The sequence below is a fragment of the Geobacter psychrophilus genome (assembly GCF_056821595.1).
On record NZ_JBXDTU010000004.1, the window covers coordinates 3,004,234 to 3,024,368 of the forward strand.

18 protein-coding genes are annotated in these 20,135 nt (G+C 54.9%); 12 read left to right on the forward strand and 6 right to left on the reverse strand.

The window, feature by feature from the left end:
• Nucleotides 1-44 precede the first annotated feature (44 nt).
• From thyX to ACOCF6_RS16450, 10 genes are all read left to right on the forward strand, one after another.
• The gene (thyX, locus tag ACOCF6_RS16405; protein WP_482461406.1) at nucleotides 45-746 is read left to right on the forward strand and encodes an FAD-dependent thymidylate synthase; all 702 of its coding nucleotides are present in this window, start codon (nucleotides 45-47) and stop codon (nucleotides 744-746) included.
• Nucleotides 746-1,672, forward strand: coding sequence for a DUF1385 domain-containing protein (locus tag ACOCF6_RS16410; RefSeq protein ID WP_482461407.1), 927 nt, complete (start codon nucleotides 746-748; stop codon nucleotides 1,670-1,672). Before thyX ends, ACOCF6_RS16410 begins: the two co-directional genes overlap by 1 nt.
• A 62-nt stretch (nucleotides 1,673-1,734) precedes the next feature.
• Nucleotides 1,735-2,802: a peptide chain release factor 1 gene (gene prfA, locus ACOCF6_RS16415; protein WP_482461408.1), complete on the forward strand. Its 1,068-nt coding sequence runs from the start codon at nucleotides 1,735-1,737 to the stop codon at nucleotides 2,800-2,802.
• A 63-nt stretch (nucleotides 2,803-2,865) separates the two neighbouring features.
• Entirely contained in the window at nucleotides 2,866-3,135 is a 270-nt protein-coding gene (locus tag ACOCF6_RS16420; RefSeq protein ID WP_482461409.1) for a cytochrome c3 family protein, read from the forward strand.
• A 96-nt stretch (nucleotides 3,136-3,231) separates the two neighbouring features.
• Nucleotides 3,232-4,995, forward strand: coding sequence for a transporter substrate-binding domain-containing protein (locus tag ACOCF6_RS16425; RefSeq protein ID WP_482461410.1), 1,764 nt, complete (start codon nucleotides 3,232-3,234; stop codon nucleotides 4,993-4,995).
• 3 nt (nucleotides 4,996-4,998) lie between these two features.
• Nucleotides 4,999-6,423: a sigma-54-dependent transcriptional regulator gene (locus ACOCF6_RS16430; protein ID WP_482461411.1), complete on the forward strand. Its 1,425-nt coding sequence runs from the start codon at nucleotides 4,999-5,001 to the stop codon at nucleotides 6,421-6,423.
• A 354-nt stretch (nucleotides 6,424-6,777) separates the two neighbouring features.
• Nucleotides 6,778-7,005, forward strand: a complete 228-nt coding sequence (locus tag ACOCF6_RS16435; protein ID WP_482461412.1) for a DUF551 domain-containing protein — start codon at nucleotides 6,778-6,780, stop codon at nucleotides 7,003-7,005.
• Between the two features lie 25 nt (nucleotides 7,006-7,030).
• Complete coding sequence (locus tag ACOCF6_RS16440) at nucleotides 7,031-8,347, forward strand: dicarboxylate/amino acid:cation symporter (protein WP_482461413.1); 1,317 nt, start codon at nucleotides 7,031-7,033, stop codon at nucleotides 8,345-8,347.
• A 27-nt stretch (nucleotides 8,348-8,374) separates the two neighbouring features.
• Complete coding sequence (locus ACOCF6_RS16445) at nucleotides 8,375-8,575, forward strand: ribbon-helix-helix protein, CopG family (protein WP_482461414.1); 201 nt, start codon at nucleotides 8,375-8,377, stop codon at nucleotides 8,573-8,575.
• Between the two features lie 273 nt (nucleotides 8,576-8,848).
• Nucleotides 8,849-9,640 (forward strand): sulfite exporter TauE/SafE family protein, encoded by a 792-nt coding sequence (locus tag ACOCF6_RS16450; protein WP_482461415.1) that lies wholly within the window; start codon nucleotides 8,849-8,851, stop codon nucleotides 9,638-9,640.
• 60 nt (nucleotides 9,641-9,700) lie between these two features.
• Here the strand turns inward: ACOCF6_RS16450 and ACOCF6_RS16455 are convergent, their stop codons facing one another.
• The 6 genes from ACOCF6_RS16455 to ACOCF6_RS16480 all read right to left on the reverse strand — a co-directional run bounded on the left by ACOCF6_RS16455 (nucleotide 9,701) and on the right by ACOCF6_RS16480 (nucleotide 16,185).
• Nucleotides 9,701-9,982, reverse strand: coding sequence for a hypothetical protein (locus ACOCF6_RS16455; protein WP_482461416.1), 282 nt, complete (start codon nucleotides 9,980-9,982; stop codon nucleotides 9,701-9,703).
• Between the two features lie 74 nt (nucleotides 9,983-10,056).
• Nucleotides 10,057-10,839, reverse strand: a complete 783-nt coding sequence (locus ACOCF6_RS16460) for a hypothetical protein (RefSeq protein ID WP_482461417.1) — start codon at nucleotides 10,837-10,839, stop codon at nucleotides 10,057-10,059.
• Nucleotides 10,840-10,917: 78 nt separating this feature from the next.
• Entirely contained in the window at nucleotides 10,918-11,361 is a 444-nt protein-coding gene (locus tag ACOCF6_RS16465; RefSeq protein ID WP_482461418.1) for a hypothetical protein, read from the reverse strand.
• 130 nt (nucleotides 11,362-11,491) lie between these two features.
• Nucleotides 11,492-13,261 carry a hypothetical protein gene (locus ACOCF6_RS16470; protein ID WP_482461419.1) on the reverse strand — a complete coding sequence of 590 codons (1,770 nt, stop codon included), beginning with the start codon at nucleotides 13,259-13,261 and terminating at the stop codon, nucleotides 11,492-11,494.
• A 240-nt stretch (nucleotides 13,262-13,501) separates the two neighbouring features.
• The gene (ldhH, locus tag ACOCF6_RS16475; RefSeq protein WP_482461420.1) at nucleotides 13,502-15,637 is read right to left on the reverse strand and encodes an L-lactate dehydrogenase (quinone) large subunit LdhH; all 2,136 of its coding nucleotides are present in this window, start codon (nucleotides 15,635-15,637) and stop codon (nucleotides 13,502-13,504) included.
• On the reverse strand, nucleotides 15,637-16,185 hold the full coding sequence (locus ACOCF6_RS16480; protein WP_482461421.1) for a LutC/YkgG family protein: 549 nt from the start codon (nucleotides 16,183-16,185) through the stop codon (nucleotides 15,637-15,639). Before ACOCF6_RS16480 ends, ldhH begins: the two co-directional genes overlap by 1 nt.
• A 411-nt stretch (nucleotides 16,186-16,596) precedes the next feature.
• Here ACOCF6_RS16480 and ACOCF6_RS16485 point away from each other — a divergent pair, with 411 nt between their 5' ends.
• Entirely contained in the window at nucleotides 16,597-18,549 is a 1,953-nt protein-coding gene (locus ACOCF6_RS16485; RefSeq protein WP_482461422.1) for an L-lactate permease, read from the forward strand.
• Between the two features lie 174 nt (nucleotides 18,550-18,723).
• Entirely contained in the window at nucleotides 18,724-20,094 is a 1,371-nt protein-coding gene (locus ACOCF6_RS16490; protein ID WP_482461423.1) for an FAD-binding oxidoreductase, read from the forward strand.
• Nucleotides 20,095-20,135 lie beyond the last annotated feature (41 nt).

The following is a 20,135-nucleotide window of genomic DNA, read 5'->3' on the forward strand; positions in this document are numbered from 1 at the left end:
GGACAAATCCCCCTTTTTGCATCCTGACTACGGGACGCTTACCTATGAATGTTACCCTGATCGAACACACCCCCAATCCGGAACAGACCGTGGCCCTGGCCGCCCGGCTCTGCTATTCGCCGGTCTCCATCGGTGAGCTGCGCGAAAAACTGGAATCGGCCGACATCGAGCGGTTCCTGGACAAGATCATGTCCCTGGGACATCATTCGGTTCTGGAACATGTCTCCTTCACCTTTGCCATCGAGGGCATCTCGCGGGTGACTACCCACCAGCTGGTGCGTCACCGGATCGCTTCATTTTCGCAGCAGTCACAGCGCTATGTATCCCATAAAGAGCATTTTACCTCGATCATGCCGGACACGATTGCCGAGAACGCCGAAGCACGCCAGATTTTTGCCTTCATGTCCGAGACAGTGCACAAGGCTTATGCCCAGCTGGTCGAGATGGGCATTCCGGCCGAGGATGCCCGCTATATCCTGCCCAATGCCACCGAGACCAAGATCATCATGACCATGAACGCCCGGGAACTGCTGCATTATTTTGCCCTGCGCTGCTGCCAGCGTGCCCAGTGGGAGATCCGTGAGATGAGTAACGAGATGCTGCGCCTGGTGAAACGGGTCGCTCCGGTCATCTTCCGCACGGCCGGCCCGGGATGTGTGGCGGGACCTTGTCCGGAAGGACAGTTCTGTTGCGGTCAGACGAGTGAAGTGCGCGAATTCTTTAAAAAACTGGACCAAGGATTATAATGGAAAAAATAAATGTAGGCGGGCAGGCTGTTATTGAAGGGGTTATGATGCGTGCCCCGCGCTCCGTTGCTATTGCTGTCCGTCGTGCCAACGGCGAGATCGTGGTGCGGAAAGAACTGGTCGTGCCGCTTTCCGAGCGCTACCCGATCGTAAAACTGCCGATCCTGCGTGGTGCCGTGGCCCTGTTTTCATCGCTGATCATCGGCATCAAAGCGCTCAACTTTTCGGCCAACGAAGCCATGACTGAAGAGGAAAAGGACAAAGAGGGCGAAAAGGCAGGCAGCGAACTCTCCTCCTGGGCCATGGCCGGCACAATGACGGTGGCCTTCGGTTTCGGCATCTGCCTGTTCTTCCTGTTCCCGTTGTACCTGACCAAGTTGATGACACCGGTCATCGGCGACAATAACATCATCTTCAACCTGGTGGACGGTGTCATCAGGGTGCTTATATTCATCGCCTACATCTATGGCATCTCCCAGATGAACGATATCAAGCGGGTCTTCCAGTACCACGGGGCTGAGCATAAATCGATCTTTGCCTATGAAGCCGGTGAAAAGCTGACAATCGAAAACGTCCGTCGCTACAGTCGCCTGCACCCCCGCTGCGGCACCAGTTTCCTGCTGATTGTCATGCTGGTCAGTATCGGGGTGTTTTCGCTGATCCCGAAAGAATGGCTCTTTGCCTACAAAGCCGGATCAAGGATCATCCTGCTGCCGATGATAGCCGGCATTTCCTACGAGTTCCTCAGGTGGAGTGCCAAAAATGATACCAATCCGCTGGTCAAGCTGATCATCACCCCGGGCCTGGCACTGCAGCGCCTGACAACCGGCGAACCGGACGATGCCCAGCTGGAGGTGGCCATCCGCTCGCTGGATGAGGCGCTGGAAGTCAATGCCGGCTTTGCGGATGACAGGTTGGTAGTCTAGGGATTACAAGTCCACCTGTGAAAAAGGGTGGAGCATATTTGTTACTGATTTGAGGTTTAATAATGTTTGACAAGATAGAAGAATTAGAGCGGCGCTACCAGGAACTGGAAGCGCTTTTGTCCGATCCGACGGTGATCTCCAATCAGCCGGAATTCCGCAAGCTTTCCCGCGAACACTCTGATCTGAGCAGCCTTGTGGCGGCTTATCGCCGCTGGCGCAAGGTGTACGAGGATATTGCGGATAACCGCGAAATGCTGGCAGACCCGGAAATGAAGGAGATGGCCGAAGAGGAGTTGAAGGGGCTGGAGGCAGAGAAGGAACAGCTTGAAGCCGATATTCAGCTGCTGCTGCTCCCCAAGGATCCCAACGACAACAAGAGCGTTATCCTGGAGATTCGCGCCGGAACCGGCGGCGACGAGTCGGCCCTGTTCTCCGGGGATCTTTTCCGCATGTATTCCCGTTTTGCCGACGCCAACCGCTGGAAGGTAGAGATGATCTCCTGTTCCGAGTCGGAGCGGGGAGGCTACAAGGAGGTGATCGCCTCTGTCGAAGGGGAGGGGGTCTATGCCAAGCTCAAGTATGAGTCCGGCACCCACCGCGTGCAGCGCGTACCGGAGACCGAGGCCCAGGGGCGCATCCATACCAGCGCCTGTACCGTGGCGATCATGCCCGAGGCCGAGGATGTGGATATCGACATCCGGCCGGACGATCTGAAGATCGACGTCTACCGTTCATCCGGGGCCGGCGGCCAGCACGTCAACACCACCGACTCGGCCGTGCGCATTACCCACCTGCCGACCGGCACGGTGGTGGCCTGCCAGGAGGAACGCAGCCAGATCAAGAACCGGGCCACGGCCATGAAGGTTCTCAAAACCCGTATTCTTGCCACTATCCAGCAGGCTCAGGACGACAAGATGGCAGCTGACCGCAAACAGCAGGTCGGTTCCGGCGACCGCTCCGAGCGTATCCGCACCTACAACTTTCCCCAGGGGCGCATGACCGATCATCGCATCGGCTTGACCCTGTACCGTCTGGATTCGATCATGGCGGGGGATATGGGCGAGATTGCCGATGCCCTGCGGGCGCATTACCAGATGGAGGCCTTGAAGGCCCAGAGCGAAGGGGCTTGAAAAAATACAGGGCTAATGTTATGACCGCAGTAAACTTAATCTGAAGCGGGAGGGGGGAGTGGCATGAAAAGGATCCTGTTCGTGCTGTTGTTGATTGCTGCCAATGCATATGCCTCGGATATCATCCAGTTGAAGAACGGTGTGGTCTTCAACCATATCAGCCATCAGTCCGATAAGGTCGGCCTCTGCTCGGCCTGCCATGTGGAGATTGAGGGGACCCCGGGCAAGATTCCCGGCCTCGGTAAGGAATGGGCCCACAAAACCTGTGTCGAATGTCACGATATCTTTGAGGTGGGGCCGACCAAGTGCGGCGGCTGCCATATCAAAAAGTAAATCACCGGAGCGGGACAGCTGCCAGCGCAGTTTTTCCGCACAACGCCCATAGTTTCTTCGCCACCATCATTCCCAGCCAGGTGAGCAAGCAGGCCCGTGATTGTAATTAACCCGCACGTAATATCCCGCATCCTTCCGGTTGGAACTGCCACCGTTGTGTTCCTGCTTGTCCTCTGGACGTTCCCTCTAACGTCAGGGGCGCTTGAACTGGAGGTGGCGTCTCCACCGATCATCGTTATCGGCGGTGACCGCGATTACCCCCCCTATGAATTTCTTGACAAGCATGGAAAACCTGCCGGCTACAATGTAGATTTGACCAGGGCCATTGCCGATGTTATGGGGATGCAGGTTGAGTTCCGCTTTGGCGGCTGGACTGAGATGCGCACCTCCCTCATAAATGGTTCCGTGGATGTCCTTCAGGGAATATCCTTCTCAGAAGAGCGCACCAGGACGCTTTCGTTTTCCCCGCCCCACACGATCGTCAACCACGCCATCTTCGCCCGCAAGGAGACCTCGCCAATCAGTTCGGTTGAAGGTCTGCGCGGCAAGGAGATTGTCGTGTTCCGTGACGGCATCATGCACGATTATCTGAGCTCGCTCGGGTTCAGCAAAAACCTGGTGATGACCGATACCCCTGCCGATGCACTGCGTCTGCTGGCTTCCGGCAAGCATGACTACGCTGTCCTGGCCATGTTGCCTGGTATGTACATCATTCGTGAACACAAGCTCTCCAACCTGGTGCCGGTTGCAAAAAGCATCTCTACCCAGAAGTACTGTTATGCGGTCAGAAAAGGGAATGAAGAACTCCTGGCCCGCTTCAACGAGGGGCTGGCCATACTCAAGAAAACCGGCCGCTATCAGGAAATCTACGACCGTTGGCTGGGTGTTCTCGGGCCGCCCAAGGTGGCCTGGGAAAAGGTGGTCTGGTATGGGGCCATGGTGCTGGGCCCCTTGCTGCTCATCCTGGCCGGCACGGTGATCTGGTCGCGTACGCTCCAGAAGCGGGTGGCCCAGCGCACGGAAGAGCTGGCGCTGGAGGTGAGCGAACGAAAACGCGCCCTGGAGGAATTGAAGCTCCACCAGGACAAGCTGATCCAGGCTGACAAGATGGCCTCGCTTGGCATCCTGGTTGCCGGTGTTGCCCACGAGATCAACAATCCCAATGGCCTGATCCTCCTGAATATGCCGATCCTGCGCGAGGTGTATCAGGATGCTGAAGAGGTACTGGAAGAGCGCTACCGCCTGCAGGGGGATTTTACGCTCGGCGGGCTGCCCTATTCGCGGATGCGCAACGAAGTTCCCTGTCTGCTGGAGGAGATGCAGGAAGGGGCCAACCGCATCAAGCGGATTGTAGAGGAGCTGAAGGATTTTGCCCGTCAGGATACATCCGCTGCAAGCGAGCCGATCGATTTCAACAGCGTCGTGCAGGCCGCCGTCCGTCTGGTGGACTCGTCGATCCGCTCAGCCACCGGCCGCTTCGAAACGCGCTACGCCCCGGATCTGCCCATAATTCAGGGCAATGCACAACGGATCGAACAGGTGGTGGTCAATCTGATCCTGAACGCCTGCCAGTCCCTGCCGGACATGGAGCACGGCGTTTCCCTGGCCACCTGCTACGACCAGGAGGCCGCAACGGTTATGCTCACTCTGATAGATGAAGGGAGCGGGATCGCTCCGGAGCATATCCCCCATCTGACCGACCCGTTTTTCACCACCAAGCGTGAAAGCGGCGGTACCGGTCTCGGTCTTTCGGTGTCGGCGACCATCGTTAAAGAGCATGGTGGTACACTGGCATTTGATTCCGCCCCCGGCCGCGGCACCACTGTCACCCTGACACTACCCTGCAGCAGAAGGACCTGACCGATGAATTCATCCCTCTTTCCCCACTTAGGCGTGCTTCTGGTCGATGACGAGCCGGCCTGGCTTCGCTCACTGAGTCTTACCTTGGAGCGTTCAGCCGGGATTGCCAACATCATCACCTGCCAGGACAGCCGCAAGGTGATGGATTTGCTGGCCAGCCACGAGATCGGCCTGGTATTGCTTGATCTGACCATGCCGCACCTGACCGGTGATGAATTGCTCGGTATGATTGCCGAGCGGCATCCGGAGATAGCGGTGATCATCATCAGCGGCATGAACCAGATCGAAAGCGCGGTCAACTGCATCAAGCTGGGTGCCTTCGACTATTTTGTCAAGACAGTCGAGGAGGACCGGCTGGTCAGTGGCGTGCTGCGTGCCATCCGCATGCTGGAGCTGGAGCGGCAGAACCGTGAGATGTCGAGCCGCATGCTGTCAGGGGAGCTGAAATGCCCCGCGGCCTTTGCAGGTATTGTCACTACCGATCGGGCCATGCATGCGATCTTTTCCTATATCGAGGCGGTGGCGATGAGTTCCGAGCCGCTGTTGATCATGGGAGAAAGCGGCGTCGGCAAGGAACAGATCGCCAAGGCGGTCCACACCCTGAGCGGATGTCGCGGGCAGTTGGTGGCGGTGAACGTGGCCGGGCTGGACGACAATGTCTTTGCCGACACGCTCTTCGGGCACATGCGCGGGGCCTTTACCGGTGCCGACCAGCCGCGGCGCGGCATGATCGAGGAGGCTGCCGACGGCACCCTTTTCCTGGATGAGATCGGCGACCTGAGCATCGCTTCCCAGGTCAAGCTGCTGCGGCTGCTTCAGGAGGGGGAGTATTTCCCCCTGGGAAGTGATCGGCCCAAACGACTCAAGGCCCGCGTGGTCGTGGCCACCCATCAGGACCTGTCTGTTAAACAGGCGGCCGGTACATTTCGCCGCGACCTGTATTACCGTCTCTGCACCCACATGGTGCATGTCCCGCCACTTCGCGAGCGCAAGGCGGACCTGCCCCCGCTGCTGGATCATTTTTTGGAAGAGGCCGCTCGTGCCCTCGGCAAGAAGAAGCCGACCCCCCCCCGCGAGCTGCTGCAGCTGCTGGCCACCTATAGTTTTCCTGGCAACATCCGAGAGTTGAAAGCCCTGGTGTACAATGCCGTCAGTGTTCACCGTGACCGGGTGCTTTCGATGGATACGTTTCAGAAGACGATCGGGCGGCCGGAACCGAAGCAGATTCAGGACCTGACCAAAAGTCCCGAACAGAACCTGTATGCCGGGCTGGAACGCCTGCCGACCTTCGGCGAGGCGGCTGAGCTGCTGGTGGAAGAGGCCATGTCACGTGCCAATGGCAACCAGACAATCGCGGCCCGTTTGCTGGGGATCTCTCAACCGGCCCTCAGCAAACGCCTCAAGCTTCGCGGTGTCGTCCCCCACTGATTTTCTTTCAAACCCGGTTGTATTCATCGCTGCTTCCCCGCCTTCCAAATCCTGATACACGGAATACCTTTCCTGAAAGGGTCATAACCCTGGTTATGGTTATAACCGGGGTTATTGCTGTTCAACTACCCTAAATAACAGCATAAATACCGATTTGCCACAGATACGGCCTTTCCTCCGGTTATACCTCTTTATTCTGCATTGCTATCGTAAAACACAAATAAATACAATAATATCAATATGTCAAAAATGTTTACGGTGCTGGCATCCCGATTGCTAACATACCGTTATATTGGGAAGCAGGTCATTATGTCGGCAGATGCCTGACAAGAGATTCAGGGAAGGAGATACACGATGGCGATGGAATGGATTGATACGAAGGTTCGGCTGCCGAACGAAAGTGAGCGGGTGCTGCTCTACACGCCCTATCCGGTCTTTGGAGATGATTATACCTGTGTTGGAAATTTTGAGAGCATCAAGGCCTGCACCACGAAGGTCGGGCGGAAGAGCGTCCGCATATTTACCCACTGGATGCCGCTGCCTGAACGGCCATGTACACGAACCCACTGCTGCGACAAATAAACCAACTCAGGTAAAAGGAGACGTCATGAAGACAAAAAGATTTTACCAGCATCTGTATTTCCAGGTATTGACCGCCATCAGCATCGGTATCTGTGTCGGTCATTTCTATCCCGAGACCGGCGCAGCCATGAAGCCGCTGGGTGATGGCTTCATCAAGCTGATCAAGATGATCATTGCGCCGGTTATCTTCTGTACCGTGGTGACCGGCATTGCCGGCATGGAGGACATGAAGAAGGTCGGTCGGGTCGGCGCCAAGGCGCTGCTGTATTTCGAGATCGTCTCGACCCTGGCACTGGCGATCGGGCTGCTGGTGGTCACTGTCGTCCAGCCGGGTGTCGGCATGAATGCCGATGTCTCCAAGCTGGATACCAAGGCCCTGGTGACTTATACCGCCAAGGCGCAGTCGCACAGTACGGTCGACTTCCTGGTCAACATCATCCCCAGCAGTGTGGTGGATGCCTTTGCCAAAGGGGATATCCTGCAGGTGCTGCTTTTTGCCATCCTGTTCGGTTTTGCGCTTTCCATGCTGGGTGAGCGCGGCAAGGTGGTCTTCAAGTTTATCGACGAGGTCTCGCACGTCCTGTTCGGTATCGTGGGCGTGATCATGAAGGCCGCTCCCATCGGCGCTTTCGGTGCCATGGCCTTTACGATCGGCAAATTCGGGCTCGGTTCCCTGACCAAGCTGGGCATGCTGATGGGGAGCTTTTATCTGACCTGCCTGCTGTTCGTCTTCATCGTCCTGGGTGCCATCGCCAAGATGTGCGGTTTCAGCATCTTCAAGTTTATCAAGTATATCAAGGAGGAGCTGCTGATCGTGCTGGGTACCTCATCCTCGGAATCGGTTCTGCCGCGCATGATGGCCAAGCTGGAGAACCTGGGCTGCACCAAGTCGGTGGTCGGCCTGGTGATCCCCACCGGTTATTCCTTTAATCTGGACGGCACCTCCATTTATCTGACCATGGCGGCGGTCTTTGTTGCCCAGGCCACCAATACCCCCCTGACCATGACCCAGACCCTTACCATCCTCGGGGTGCTGCTGCTGACTTCCAAGGGTGCGGCCGGCGTTACCGGCAGCGGGTTCATTACCCTGGCAGCCACCTTTGCGGCCATTCCGACCATTCCGGTCGCCGGTCTAGCACTGATTCTGGGTATCGACCGTTTCATGTCCGAGGCCCGCGCCCTGACCAACCTGATCGGCAATGGCGTGGCGACTGTGGTGGTCTCCCGCTGGGAGAATGAACTTGATATGAACAGGATGGCGCAGATACTGAACAATGAGACCGACCTTGAAGCGGAGGAACCGGAGCTCCTGCTGGATACGGAGCCCGTTGTTGCCGAGTAATCTGTACGAAGATCCCGGAGATGAATTATGTCATATAGCAAGCTTAACCCGCGTTACAATGTCGTTTCCATGCGAGTCACTGATAAAGAGAAGGCCATCCTTGATGAGATGTCCAGGCGCACCAGCAAAAGTCTTTCAAAGGTGATGCGGGAAGCAATAGAAGTGTATTCCCGTGACGTGAGCCGGTTGTCGGCCGGAATCAGCTGTGAGACCTTACAGGGGGGATGAACTGGCTGAAATCAACCTTTGAATCACACCGTCTGATTGCAGGAAGAGCACATACTGCCATGTGTGCTCCTTTCAAACCGGGGGATTTTCCCCCGGTTTTTTTGTATCTGTACTTTATGACTCCAGAGGTTGGAGTCGTTGTCAGTCTTTTGTTTGATGTCTGGTCGGCAGTCAGCGTAAGTATGATGCTGGTCCGGGCTCATGGAATAAATCTGGATAATGACCCGCCGGATGGGTATGATACGAGGAATTACAGGGGGAGGGGGAAGAGGGATGTCCGCTTGGTTGCTGTATCTTGCCCTTGGGGCGTTTGCAGGTGTGTTGGCCGGACTGCTGGGAGTCGGAGGCGGGCTGGTGATCGTGCCGATTTTAACGTTTATCTTCACCGCCCAGGGATTGCCGGTTGAGCATATCCTCCATCTGGCACTCGGCACCTCTCTGGCCAGCATCATGTTCACTTCGGTCTCCAGTCTGCGGGCCCATCACGGACGGGGTGCAGTCAACTGGTCTGTCGTCAGGCGTATCTCCCCGGGTATCATGCTCGGCACCTTTTTCGGCTCATGGGTCGCCGCCCAGCTTTCGACCGGCTTTCTCAAGATTTTCTTTGTCATTTTTCTGTATTATGTTGCCATTCAGATGCTGCTGAATATCAAGCCCAAGCCGCATCGTCAGCTGCCCGGCCGTGTGGCGATGACAGGCGTTGGCGGGCTGATTGGCGGGGTTTCCAGCCTGGTAGGGATCGGCGGCGGCAGCATGTCGGTGCCGTTTCTGATCTGGTGCAATGTCGCCATGCATACCGCTGTCGGCACATCTGCGGCGATCGGCTTTCCAATCGCACTGGCCGGAGCAGCCGGTTATCTGGTCAATGGTCTGGCGGTCGAACTTCCCTCGTATACCTTCGGGTTCGTATACCTGCCGGCACTGGTAGGGATCGCCGCGGCAAGCATCCTTACGGCGCCGTTCGGTGCGCGGTTGGCCCATTCGCTTCCAATTGATAAGCTTAAGAAGGTGTTTGCCCTGCTGCTGCTGGTCATGGGGACCAAGATGCTGCTGAGTCTGTTTTAGATTGCAATGTCGTGGAGGCGCAGCGGCGGAGCAGAGCGAAGACCGTCTGCCGCCGCGTTGTTAGGTGTCTGGATCTCTGTTGTTATTCTTTGCAGCAACGGCCTTTATTGACTTACTTTGTATCACCAGAAACATTCCATAAACTCCGATTGCGGCCTCACCAACAAGCACTCCTAATGCTCGCCAACCGCTCATTACCAATCCAGGACTTTTAGGGAGAGCCCAATGCCGATAGGTGATGTTTCCCGTTAAAAAATATTGCTTCGCAGAAAGTACTGCGATCAGGATAAAGCAACATGACAAAAAGAATGTGCCTTTATGCTTTTTTATGTTTTCAATCATCATTCACCTAACGGTGTGGGGGCGCAGGGGTGAAGCTTTAGCGAAACCCGTCTGCCGCCTTGTTGAGAACTATCTCATTTTTCATGCTGGTTACCAGCACTTTGATTCAACTTTTCACCATCACTATCAGTTAGATTTCTATCGAATGACAGCTTAACGAAACTTCGAGATGTTCCGCCTGTGAATGTTTCTTTTGAATGTTTGACCTTAACTGCTGTGTTTCCAATTGCCCAAAGAGACTCTATTGTATCTCTGTTGTTTTTATACTTAGTCTCAGTTTGTTCATCTTTAACAGTCGCATCACCGAATCTTTCATTGCACCAGCCAACTAATTTCTTGTAGTCTGCCCATGAAACACTCTGATCTCCATAGTTCTCTCGGTAATCTTTTGGTGATGAACCGTAAACGGAAAATAGCCCTTTAGCATCAGAACGGATATATATTGTCATATTTTTAATATCTAACTTTTCAATACTAATATCGGTTGTGTAAGTATTTGTTCGTGTAACTATCCTGTTTCCATTATTTCCAGACCACCCAGGTGGGTGCCATTCTGTCGATTTGTATAATTCACTCTCTTCAAACTTTTTCCAGCTGAAAGACGCCCAGAACTCTTTATTCCCCAGCAACTGTAGAAGCTCCGTTGGCTCACTGTAATTCTTATTGTTCCAATTAATTTTACCTTCAGTTTTGTCCTCAGTTTTTTTGACATCAATGGCATCTTCAGTCAGAGCTTCTCCGCTACAGTCAATCTCAATCCTGTCGGGAAGTTCTATCGTCTTACACCCTGAAATAGCTGATGTGTACATGCCAAGATTAAGACACATGGCACAGATGCCTAAACACAAAAATTTCATTGCCTTCGTCCTCTCTTATCCTCGCTCAACGGTGTGGGCGCTGAACTGACGGGTTTTCGAACAGGTCTAGCGTTTTGGTTAATTGCTGTCCATAATTCGTTCACGAACCACTAACATGCCTCTGTCAGTTCGATACGCAAATTGTTTAACATCAAGGCGAATTACGTAATCCTGTGTAACTAAACCAAGTGGTATATGCTTGGGATCGTTGGTTTTAGTCACTGTTGTAATCAAAAATCCATCCTTTACTTCCCAAATACAGGCATAACTATTATTGATATTGGTATTTTGCTCACTCTTAAATATGGTGTCACCCGAACATGTTCCATTATTAAAAAAGGATGATGAACCCGTTAAAGTACGGCCTCTAATGGAATTTAAATCAACCAACCACTTCCCAACTAGCTTCTGCCGAATTTCAGCATCGTCTAGTCGTGGCTTACTCTGACTTTCGGCGGCGATAGCCACAGTTATCGGCAATATCAATAAAAAACACACCGAGATGATTATTCTAATATTCATTTGATCTCTTTTCGATTAACGGCTTGGGCGTGACCGGTGCGGCGAATGTTTATCGCTGCACCCGAGACAACGCGAGAGCTAGGACATTCTTGACTTTCAAAGATAAACCAGTCCTTTTTCTCTATTACAATTAATTTTTTGGCACGGCTTTAATATATCCGTTATTGCTGGCAGTGCCCACTTCTGACCAGTAAACATGCGAGTTGTCAACTGCGATGCCACAGCGACTAATAACGTTGACACTGGCAAGGGTGGTAAATTGTCCTCCCTGCTTTGGAATTTTTCTCAATTCACCTGACCTGATGTAGTAGACGAATACTGAATCCATTGCCAGATCATATCCGTCTGCTTCGGCTAAAGTTGTAATTGTGCCGCCGTTCTTTCCGGTCTTTTTAAGAGCTCCGCCATTGATCCAAAAAACATCTGTAGAGTCCACGGCGATTGGCCCGGCATAATCGACATTGGATGCAAGAGTGGTGACAATACCGTCGTTTATTCCTGCTTTTTTAACGTTCCCTGCAATTCCATACTCGGTCCAGTAAACATTTGTGGAGTCCACTGCAAGGAGATAAGCGCCAATAACTTGCAATCCTGATGCTATGATGCCGGGGGTTCCGCCGTTCTTGGAAACCGTTGTTATGCCAATGTATGGCCAGAACACGTTGGTATCGCTGAGGGCAATTGATGAACAATTGCCAGATGTCCCAAGTGTGGTGGCGGTCCCTCCATTTTTTCCGACTTTTTTGACAGCAAATCCATAATACTCAACCCAGTAGACATTCATTGAATCAAGTTTTACTGACAAAGGGACGTTAAGACCTGATGCAAGTGTGATGACGGACCCACCAAGCTTGTCTACTTTCATAACTGCACCGAATTGACTGAAATATACACTATTATCATCGACGGCTACTGAAGTAGGAAGATCCAAACCACTTGCTATGACTAGTGGTGCTATATGCGAATCTTTCACGGGAATACGTGAAGAAATTGAGCGGTAGTCTGCACTGCCGTAGGACGACGGCTGATACTGGGATCCGTCATAATAGACGACTCTCAGGTACTTCACTGCTGATAGATCGACCTGGCCATTCGGCGCTACGGTGGATGTCGGCACGATATAAAGCTCTCCACCGTTTTTGATCAGGTTGGTTCGAGAATGATCAACCAAAGAGAACTCACTAATGGTGCATCCCAGATACTGATTATTCGCATCGTATAGCCAGCATAACATGTTGTAGGCATGAGATTCGGCAGTCAAAAAGCTAGATTTCGCTGCAGAAAGCCCATCTGACGTAATCATGCCACCATTGGCTGAGTCATATTGTATGGTGTACCCTTGGGAAGGGAAGCGGCGGAGTGCTGTGATGTACTGTGATGAATCCGTCGGAGTGGTCCAGTCTTCCGCGGAATAGAGATACTGGTGCGTTGCATCGGCGGAGCTGCCTGGCTCGTGGAGGGTTTTCTGCAACGATGAAGTCTGCCCGTTCTTCAATTTGAGCTGAAAAACCCAAGTGCCCGCCAGCGGCATTGTATATGGATTTGCTCCATAATAGATACACCCGCCAATGTAAGGCGTTCCGTAACTCGTGGTACCCAGCTGACTGTTAGAGGAGGTGATGGTCCACTGCCAACCATTCGGCGCTGTTACGTTAAAGCTATCAATGTCGGCTGCGGATATGGAATTGTTATAATATACCTGAACATTCAAATAACAGGTTGGTCCGTTATTGGAGTTGTCAGGTGCAGCGTTTTCGTAAAGCCAGCCAACGTTTGTTATCAAGCTGTTCGTTGCTCCGCTTGAGGCTGATCCCGTAGGCCCACTTCCTCCGCAGCCCAACAAAGCAACCAGAGTCGCTATGAATAAACCCTTCACTACATTTGTTACACTGCATTTCATTGGATAGCCTCTTTTTGATTAGTGATCACTCTTTGTTCTGATCGGTAGTAAGTCGTTTCCAGTATAAAGTGTGCGGGAATATATCATGCACCTTTGTCTTCACCAATTTAAAAACTACTTATTGCTACATGTTGCAGTCTGAATAAAGAATGCGGGACAGATTTATTCCACTGGTCTTGGATATAAAAAAGGCCGGGTCACTCAGATCCCGGCCTTTCCTTGAAAAATATATGTACCTTCTCAATCCTTCAGCTGTTCCGCCAGCAACTCCACTGTATGCCGCACCCGGATATCTTCTCCGTCCTGATCCAGGCCGCCCCTGATCTGCATGACGCAGCCGGGGCAGTCCATGGCTACCAGTGGTGCGCCGGTGTCCTTGATGTTCTTCAGCTTCCTCTGCAGGATCGGTCCCGAGATCTCCGGCAGCTTCATCGAGTAGGATCCCCCCATGCCGCAGCACATGTCACACTCGAACATCTCCTTCAGCTCGTAGCCCGCCTTCTGCAGCAGTTCCCGCGGCTGTTCCGACACCTTCAGGGTCCGCTTCAGGTGGCAGGAGTCGTGGTAGGTGATGGCGCCCAGCTCCTGTCCCTCTTTCAGGCTCAATCGTCCCTCGTCCACCAGCCGCTTGACCAGTGTGGAAAAGTCGATGGTTTTTGAGGCCAATTCACGTGCCTTCGGCAGATATTCGGTCTGCCCCAGGCTCTCGAAGGTATTGATGAACTCGTGGTCCAGCGCAACGGTACAGGTCGGGCAGGCCGAGACCACGTAGGTCACGTCTTCTGCCAGCAGGGCCTTGATATTGTCGACCGCGTTGCCGGCCGCGGTTTCGTAGGCGCCGTTGTAGCGAGCCGGCGCGCCGCAGCAGGTCTGGTCCTGCGGGAAGATCACCTGGATGCCGGCCTTGTTCAGTACCCGGACCAAGGCCTCGCCCATTTCGGGGTAGGCAAAATCGATCAGGCAGCCGGCGTAGAAGGCGGCCTTCTCTGTGCAGGCCGGCTGCTTGATCTCCTTGAAGCGATCGCGGAACGGTTTTTCGGCAATGGCGGGCAGGCTGCGGCCATCGGTCAGATCCGCCAGGAACATGGGCAGGTGTCGAACGAATTTGCCCGAGGTAAAGGGCTTGCCGGCCAGGGAGGCCGCCCGCAGCATGCCGTGGAAGAGCTTGCGGTTGTTGACCACGGAGTAGATCGCCTTCTGCAGCAGCGGCAGCCCCTGATCCTGTACCAGACGGCGCCTGATCTCCATGATCAGCTCGGGGATGTCGATCCTGCCCGGGCAGACGTCCTTGCAGGCCCCGCACTGGATGCACAGTCCCTGAATATCCTCTGATTTCTTCAATTCATCGAACCAGGCCGTCAGGATAGTGCCGATGCCGCCGGTGTAGACCTTGCCGAATACGTGTCCTCCCACCAGGCGGTAGACCGGGCAGACGTTCAGGCAGGAAGCACAGCGGATGCACTGCAATGCCTGCTTGAATTTGGGGTCAGCCGCCATCTCGGAGCGGCGGTTGTCCATCAGGATGATGTGCAGATCCTTCATCGATCCGTCGGTGTTGGGGGTAGGGCCGGTGATGATCGAGACATAGCTGGTCAGCAGCTGGGCGGTGGCGCTGCGCGGCAGGGCTTTCAGGATCGTGGCGACGTCGGCATAGCTGGCAATCAGTTTTTCGATGCCGACCAGGGCGATGTGAATTTTGGGCAGCGAGGTGACCAGGCGGGCATTGCCTTCGTTGGTCATCAGGACGATGCTGCCGGTCTCGGCCACGGCGATGTTGCCGCCCGAGATGCCCATGTCGGCCTCCAGGAACATGGGGCGCAGCTTGTCGCGGGCCACCTTGACCAGCCGCGGGATGTCGGAGGTCAGGCGTTCGTTGACCTCTTTGCTGAACAGGTCGGAAACCTCCTCCTTGGTCATGTGGATGGCGGGCATGACCATGTGCGAGGGGGTCTGTCCTGCCAGCTGGATGATCCATTCCCCCAGGTCGGTCTCCCCGACCGCAATGCCGGCTTTTTCCAGATACGGATTGAGGTGGATCTCTTCCGTGGCCATCGACTTGGATTTGACCACGGTCTTGACGCCGTTATCCTGGGCGACCTTGAGGATGTATTCCCTGACCTTGGCCGGATCATCCGTTCGGAACACCTTGGCACCGCGCGCCACGGCGTTCTGTTCGAACAGATCCTGGAGCAGGTCCAGGTGGGAGGCGGCATAGGACTTCAGTTCAGCAATGCGTCCCCGCAGCTCCTCGAAATCGATGCCCTCATAGGCCTTGGCACGGTTGACCTTGTAGGCCTCGGAAAACTTGCCCAGCGCCCCGGTCAGGTTGGCGTCGTTTACCGCTTTATGGATGGATTCCTTGAATTCGGTTGCCATTAGTTCGTTCCTCCCAGCGCATCGCAGAAGATGATGATCAGCCGCTCCGGTCCATGGACCCCGATGGTCAGCACCCGCTCGATATCCGCTGTCCGGCTCGGTCCGGTGATCATGGCAATGTAGCCGCTCTTGTCGGGAGTTAGTTTGGTCAGCAGGGTCGGCATGTCGGGCAGCAGGCCGGCTGTGGGGGCAATGGCGATGTGGATGCTGGTGAGAGACGATACCAGGCGCTCTTCAATGGCGCTTGAATCCTGCACCAGTGTACCGGTATCCGCCAGGGCCCACTGCATCTGGCTGATGCCGATGCGGGCGTCAGCCGCCAGCTCGCGGGTGACCTCGAACCGCAGCCCGGGAACCGCCGGCAGCGTTTGGCGATCCATTCCCTTCAGAAAGCCGCCTTCCGCCCAGAGAGCGTAACGGCCATGCTCATCGGCAACACCTTCTTCCAGCAGAAACTGCCTGACAAATTCCAGCACCGCGGTCTTTGTTTCGAAGCGGTACACCTCTGCGCTGACCCCTTCGGCCCTTGCTTTGAATTGTTGGTACATGGTGTCGGGTCTCCTTTTTGTTCCTGCCGGAAAGACGTTTTATTCAGGTATCGTTTGTGAATTGGTCTGATATCAGTTGTCTGGTCGTATTATTTTCGAAAATCGTACTTGTAAAACCAGATTACAACTTACGATAAACCATTAAATAATCCCGTGTCAACAGACATTTACAAATTTATAAAAAAATATATTGACAGGTAAATGCGAATCAGGATAATTGGTAATACAAATTTACATAACCTGATTTTATTATTATTCACTCGCTGGCATACAACCGAACCCAGATAAACTGGATAAGTGCGTTAACGAAATTTTTTCTGCAAAAAGCCGCAGAAAAATTTCTAACTTATTAATCGAAGCAGATATACAGACAGTTGTCATTCACCCCTTACCATGGAAAGGAGAAACATCATGCCCTGGATTCAAACGTACACCCCCGCGGGAGGCAGTCTCGGTCTGTCAGCACTCATTGCTGCCATCCCGCTGGTCGTCATCTTTGTCTGTCTCGCCGTCCTCAAGATGAAGGCCCACAAGGCAGGCCCTCTGGCGGTCGCTTCGGCCATCGCTATTGCCATCGCTGTGTGGGGGATGCCGGCCAAGCTGGCCGGTCTTGCCTTTGCACAGGGCGCGGCCTTCGGTCTGTTCCCGGTCTTCTACATCGTTATTACGACCCTCTTCCTCTATAACATAACCGTCAAGGGCGGCCAGTTCGAGATCATCCGGGCATCATTGGCCGGCGTGACCGGAGACCGCCGCATCCAGGCCCTGCTGATCGCCTTCTGCTTCGGGGCCTTTATCGAAGGCGCCGCCGGATTCGGTACACCGGTGGCCATCGCCGGCGCCACCCTGGTGGGGCTCGGTTTCCGGCCCCTGTATGCCGCCGGTGTCTGCCTGATTGCCAACACCGCGCCGGTCGCCTTCGGCGCCATCGGGATTCCGGTGGTGGCCCTGGCCGGGGTCATGGGCTACGGCGATGACGGCATGATGAAGCTTTCCACCATGGTCGGCCGCCAGTTGCCGTTCATCTCGGTTGTTATCCCGTTCTACGTGATCATGATCATGGTCGGCTGGAAAAAGACGATCGAAGTCCTGCCGGCCATTATCGTCTGCGGTGTGACCTTTGCCGTTTCCCAGTGGGCTACCGCCAGCTATCTCGGTCCCTACCTGCCTGATATCACCGCGTCGCTGGCATCCATGGTGGCCCTGGTGGCCCTGCTGCAGGTCTGGCAGCCCAAGACGACCTATGTGTTCGACCATGAGACCCATACCGGTTCAAAGGAACAGCATCATTATACCGTAGCCGAGGTGTTCCGCGCCTGGGCGCCCTACCTGGCCCTGACCGTCATGGTGCTGCTGTGGGGCATCCCCTCCATCAAGGCCGAATTGGACAAGAGCAAGGTGGTTATCACGGTTGCCGGACTCAATGATATGATTGTCAAAAAGGTTTCCAAACCGGAAGAAGGCCTGAAAAAGATTGCTGCAGTCACTGCGGAAGCGGACAAGCTGTTGGCAGCGCTGCCGACAACAGAGCCGAAGCTGGTTGGTGCCATCACCATGCTGAATGAACTGAAGGGGCTGGAAGAAAAATTCCTGCCGGTTGAACAGGGGCTGAATGGTAAAGGAGCTGTACTGACAGAAGAACGAACTGCCGGATTCAGTGTTCTTGCGAAGAAGAGTGCCGATATTCAGAAGCTGGTCAAAGACGATCTGGAAAAGAATAAAATTGTGGCCAAGGATCAATTCAAACCTCTCACCAAAGCGCTTGCCGATCAGCTTCCCATCAAGCTGCCGGCCAAGTATAACTTCAACTTCATGTCCGCTGCCGGTACCGCCATCCTGATCGCCGCCTTCCTCTCGGCCCTGATCTGCGGCGTCGGATTCGGCGATGTGGTCAAGCTGGGCGGAAAGACCCTCTATGACATGCGTTTTCCAGCCGTTACCGTTGCTTCCGTGCTCGGACTGGCCTATGTCATGAATGCCTCCGGCATGACCAACTGCCTGGGACTGATCTTCACCAAGACCGGCCACTGGTTCCCCTTTATTGCCCCGTTCCTTGGCTGGCTGGGTGTGTTCCTGACCGGTTCGGACACCTCCAGCAACGTCCTTTTCGGCGGCCTGCAGAAGGCAACTGCCGAACAGCTCGGACTCAATCCGATCCTGACCGGTGCGGCCAACACCAGTGGCGGCGTCATGGGCAAGATGATCTCCCCCCAATCGCTGGCCGTTGCCACCGCGGCCTGTGGTATGGTAGGTGAGGAGGGAACGCTGTTCCGCTTTACCCTCAAACACTCCATCTTTCTGACGGTGGTTGTTGGTGTTATTGTGTACTTACAAGCCTACTACCTCCAATGGATGATACCGTAACGAGGACGAACGAGGATTTGCGGAACCTGGCGGCGTTTCGCTTCCTCCCCCGTTGTGCGGCGTAGCGCTGCTACGCCTCCGCCGGGTCGTCTCGAAACCTTGCCAGAACCCGCAACTTCTCGTCCGGGTGGATCAATCTGTAAACGTCATCGAGTTATCAAAGAGAGGTTATCGATGGAGACATCATTCATCAATGAGTTGAAACAGATAGTGGGTGGACAGTACACCCTGACCGACCGTGAGTCCCTGGCAGTCTACGGTTACGACTCAACACCGGAGATCGAAAGCCTGCCGGGGGCGGTGCTGCTGCCAGGTACTGCCGACGAAATCTCGCGCATCATGCGCCTGTGCCACGCTACCGGCGTGACGGTCACCCCCCGGGGATCGGGCACCAACTTGTCGGGCGGTTCCCTGTCGGCCGGAGGGGTGGTGGTTCAGACCAGCCGCCTGAACCGCATCATCGAGGTCGATGAAGAGAACCTGACCGCCACGGTTCAACCGGGTGTTGTTACCAGCGCCCTGCACCGGGAGGTGGAGTCGCGCGGCCTGTTCTATCCGCCCGATCCGGGCAGCATGAACATCTCCACCATGGGGGGCAACGTTGCCGAGAACTCCGGCGGCCTGCGCGGCCTGAAGTACGGGGTCACCGCCGACTATGTCATGGGACTGGATACCATTCTGGCGGATGGCGAACTGCTTCGCACCGGCGGCAAGGTGGTCAAGGACGTGGCCGGCTACAGCCTCAACCCCCTGCTGGTCTCATCAGAAGGGACCCTGGGGTTCTTTAGCGGCATCACCGTCAAGCTGATCCCCAAGCCCCAGGGCAAGATCACCATGCTGGCCCATTTCCCGGCGCTGCAGGATGCGGCCCTGGCGGTCTCGGCCATTATCGCCGCCAAGGTTATCCCGGCTACCCTGGAATTCCTCGACAAGGTCACCATCCGGTGTGTTGAAGAGTACGCACATGTCGGTCTGCCGCTGGACGTGGATGCGGTACTGCTGATCGAGGTGGACGGGCATCCGGTGGTGATTGCCGAGGAGGCGGCTAGCGTGGCCGAGATCTGCAAAAAACACCGCTGTTCATTCTTCCAGACCGCCCAGAATCCTGCTGAAGCACTCAAGCTGACGGAGGCCCGTCGGACCGCACTTTCTGCCCTGGCCCGGCTCAGGCCGACCACCATCCTGGAGGATGCCACTGTGCCGCGCAGCTGCATCGCAGCCATGCTGAAGGTTATCCAGGAATCGGCCCGGAAATACAACGTGGTCATCGGCACCTTCGGCCATGCCGGCGACGGCAACCTGCACCCCACCTGCCTGACCGATGAGCGTGACCAGGATGAGATCAAGCGGGCCCACGCCGCCTTCGGTGAGATCTTTGACGCCGCCATCGCCATGGGCGGCACCATCACCGGCGAACATGGTGTCGGTCTGGCCAAGAAGAGGTATCTGCCCAAGCTGGTGGGTGAATCGGGTATCCGCGTCATGCGGGGGATAAAAAACGCCTTTGACCCGAAGGGGATATTAAATCCCGGTAAAATCTTCTAAAATCGTTTGCCACAGAGGACACAGGGTTCACAGAGAACGAC

Coding starts and splice junctions, on each gene's coding strand:
- thyX (WP_482461406.1), top strand. CDS start 45: ATGAATGTTACCCTGATCGAACACACCCCCAATCCGGAACAGACCGTG.
- ACOCF6_RS16410 (WP_482461407.1), top strand. CDS start 746: ATGGAAAAAATAAATGTAGGCGGGCAGGCTGTTATTGAAGGGGTTATG.
- prfA (WP_482461408.1), top strand. CDS start 1,735: ATGTTTGACAAGATAGAAGAATTAGAGCGGCGCTACCAGGAACTGGAA.
- ACOCF6_RS16420 (WP_482461409.1), top strand. CDS start 2,866: ATGAAAAGGATCCTGTTCGTGCTGTTGTTGATTGCTGCCAATGCATAT.
- ACOCF6_RS16430 (WP_482461411.1), top strand. CDS start 4,999: ATGAATTCATCCCTCTTTCCCCACTTAGGCGTGCTTCTGGTCGATGAC.
- ACOCF6_RS16435 (WP_482461412.1), top strand. CDS start 6,778: ATGGCGATGGAATGGATTGATACGAAGGTTCGGCTGCCGAACGAAAGT.
- ACOCF6_RS16440 (WP_482461413.1), top strand. CDS start 7,031: ATGAAGACAAAAAGATTTTACCAGCATCTGTATTTCCAGGTATTGACC.
- ACOCF6_RS16445 (WP_482461414.1), top strand. CDS start 8,375: ATGTCATATAGCAAGCTTAACCCGCGTTACAATGTCGTTTCCATGCGA.
- ACOCF6_RS16450 (WP_482461415.1), top strand. CDS start 8,849: ATGTCCGCTTGGTTGCTGTATCTTGCCCTTGGGGCGTTTGCAGGTGTG.
- ACOCF6_RS16455 (WP_482461416.1), bottom strand. CDS start 9,982: ATGATTGAAAACATAAAAAAGCATAAAGGCACATTCTTTTTGTCATGT.
- ACOCF6_RS16460 (WP_482461417.1), bottom strand. CDS start 10,839: ATGAAATTTTTGTGTTTAGGCATCTGTGCCATGTGTCTTAATCTTGGC.
- ACOCF6_RS16465 (WP_482461418.1), bottom strand. CDS start 11,361: ATGAATATTAGAATAATCATCTCGGTGTGTTTTTTATTGATATTGCCG.
- ACOCF6_RS16470 (WP_482461419.1), bottom strand. CDS start 13,261: ATGAAATGCAGTGTAACAAATGTAGTGAAGGGTTTATTCATAGCGACT.
- ldhH (WP_482461420.1), bottom strand. CDS start 15,637: ATGGCAACCGAATTCAAGGAATCCATCCATAAAGCGGTAAACGACGCC.
- ACOCF6_RS16480 (WP_482461421.1), bottom strand. CDS start 16,185: ATGTACCAACAATTCAAAGCAAGGGCCGAAGGGGTCAGCGCAGAGGTG.
- ACOCF6_RS16485 (WP_482461422.1), top strand. CDS start 16,597: ATGCCCTGGATTCAAACGTACACCCCCGCGGGAGGCAGTCTCGGTCTG.
- ACOCF6_RS16490 (WP_482461423.1), top strand. CDS start 18,724: ATGGAGACATCATTCATCAATGAGTTGAAACAGATAGTGGGTGGACAG.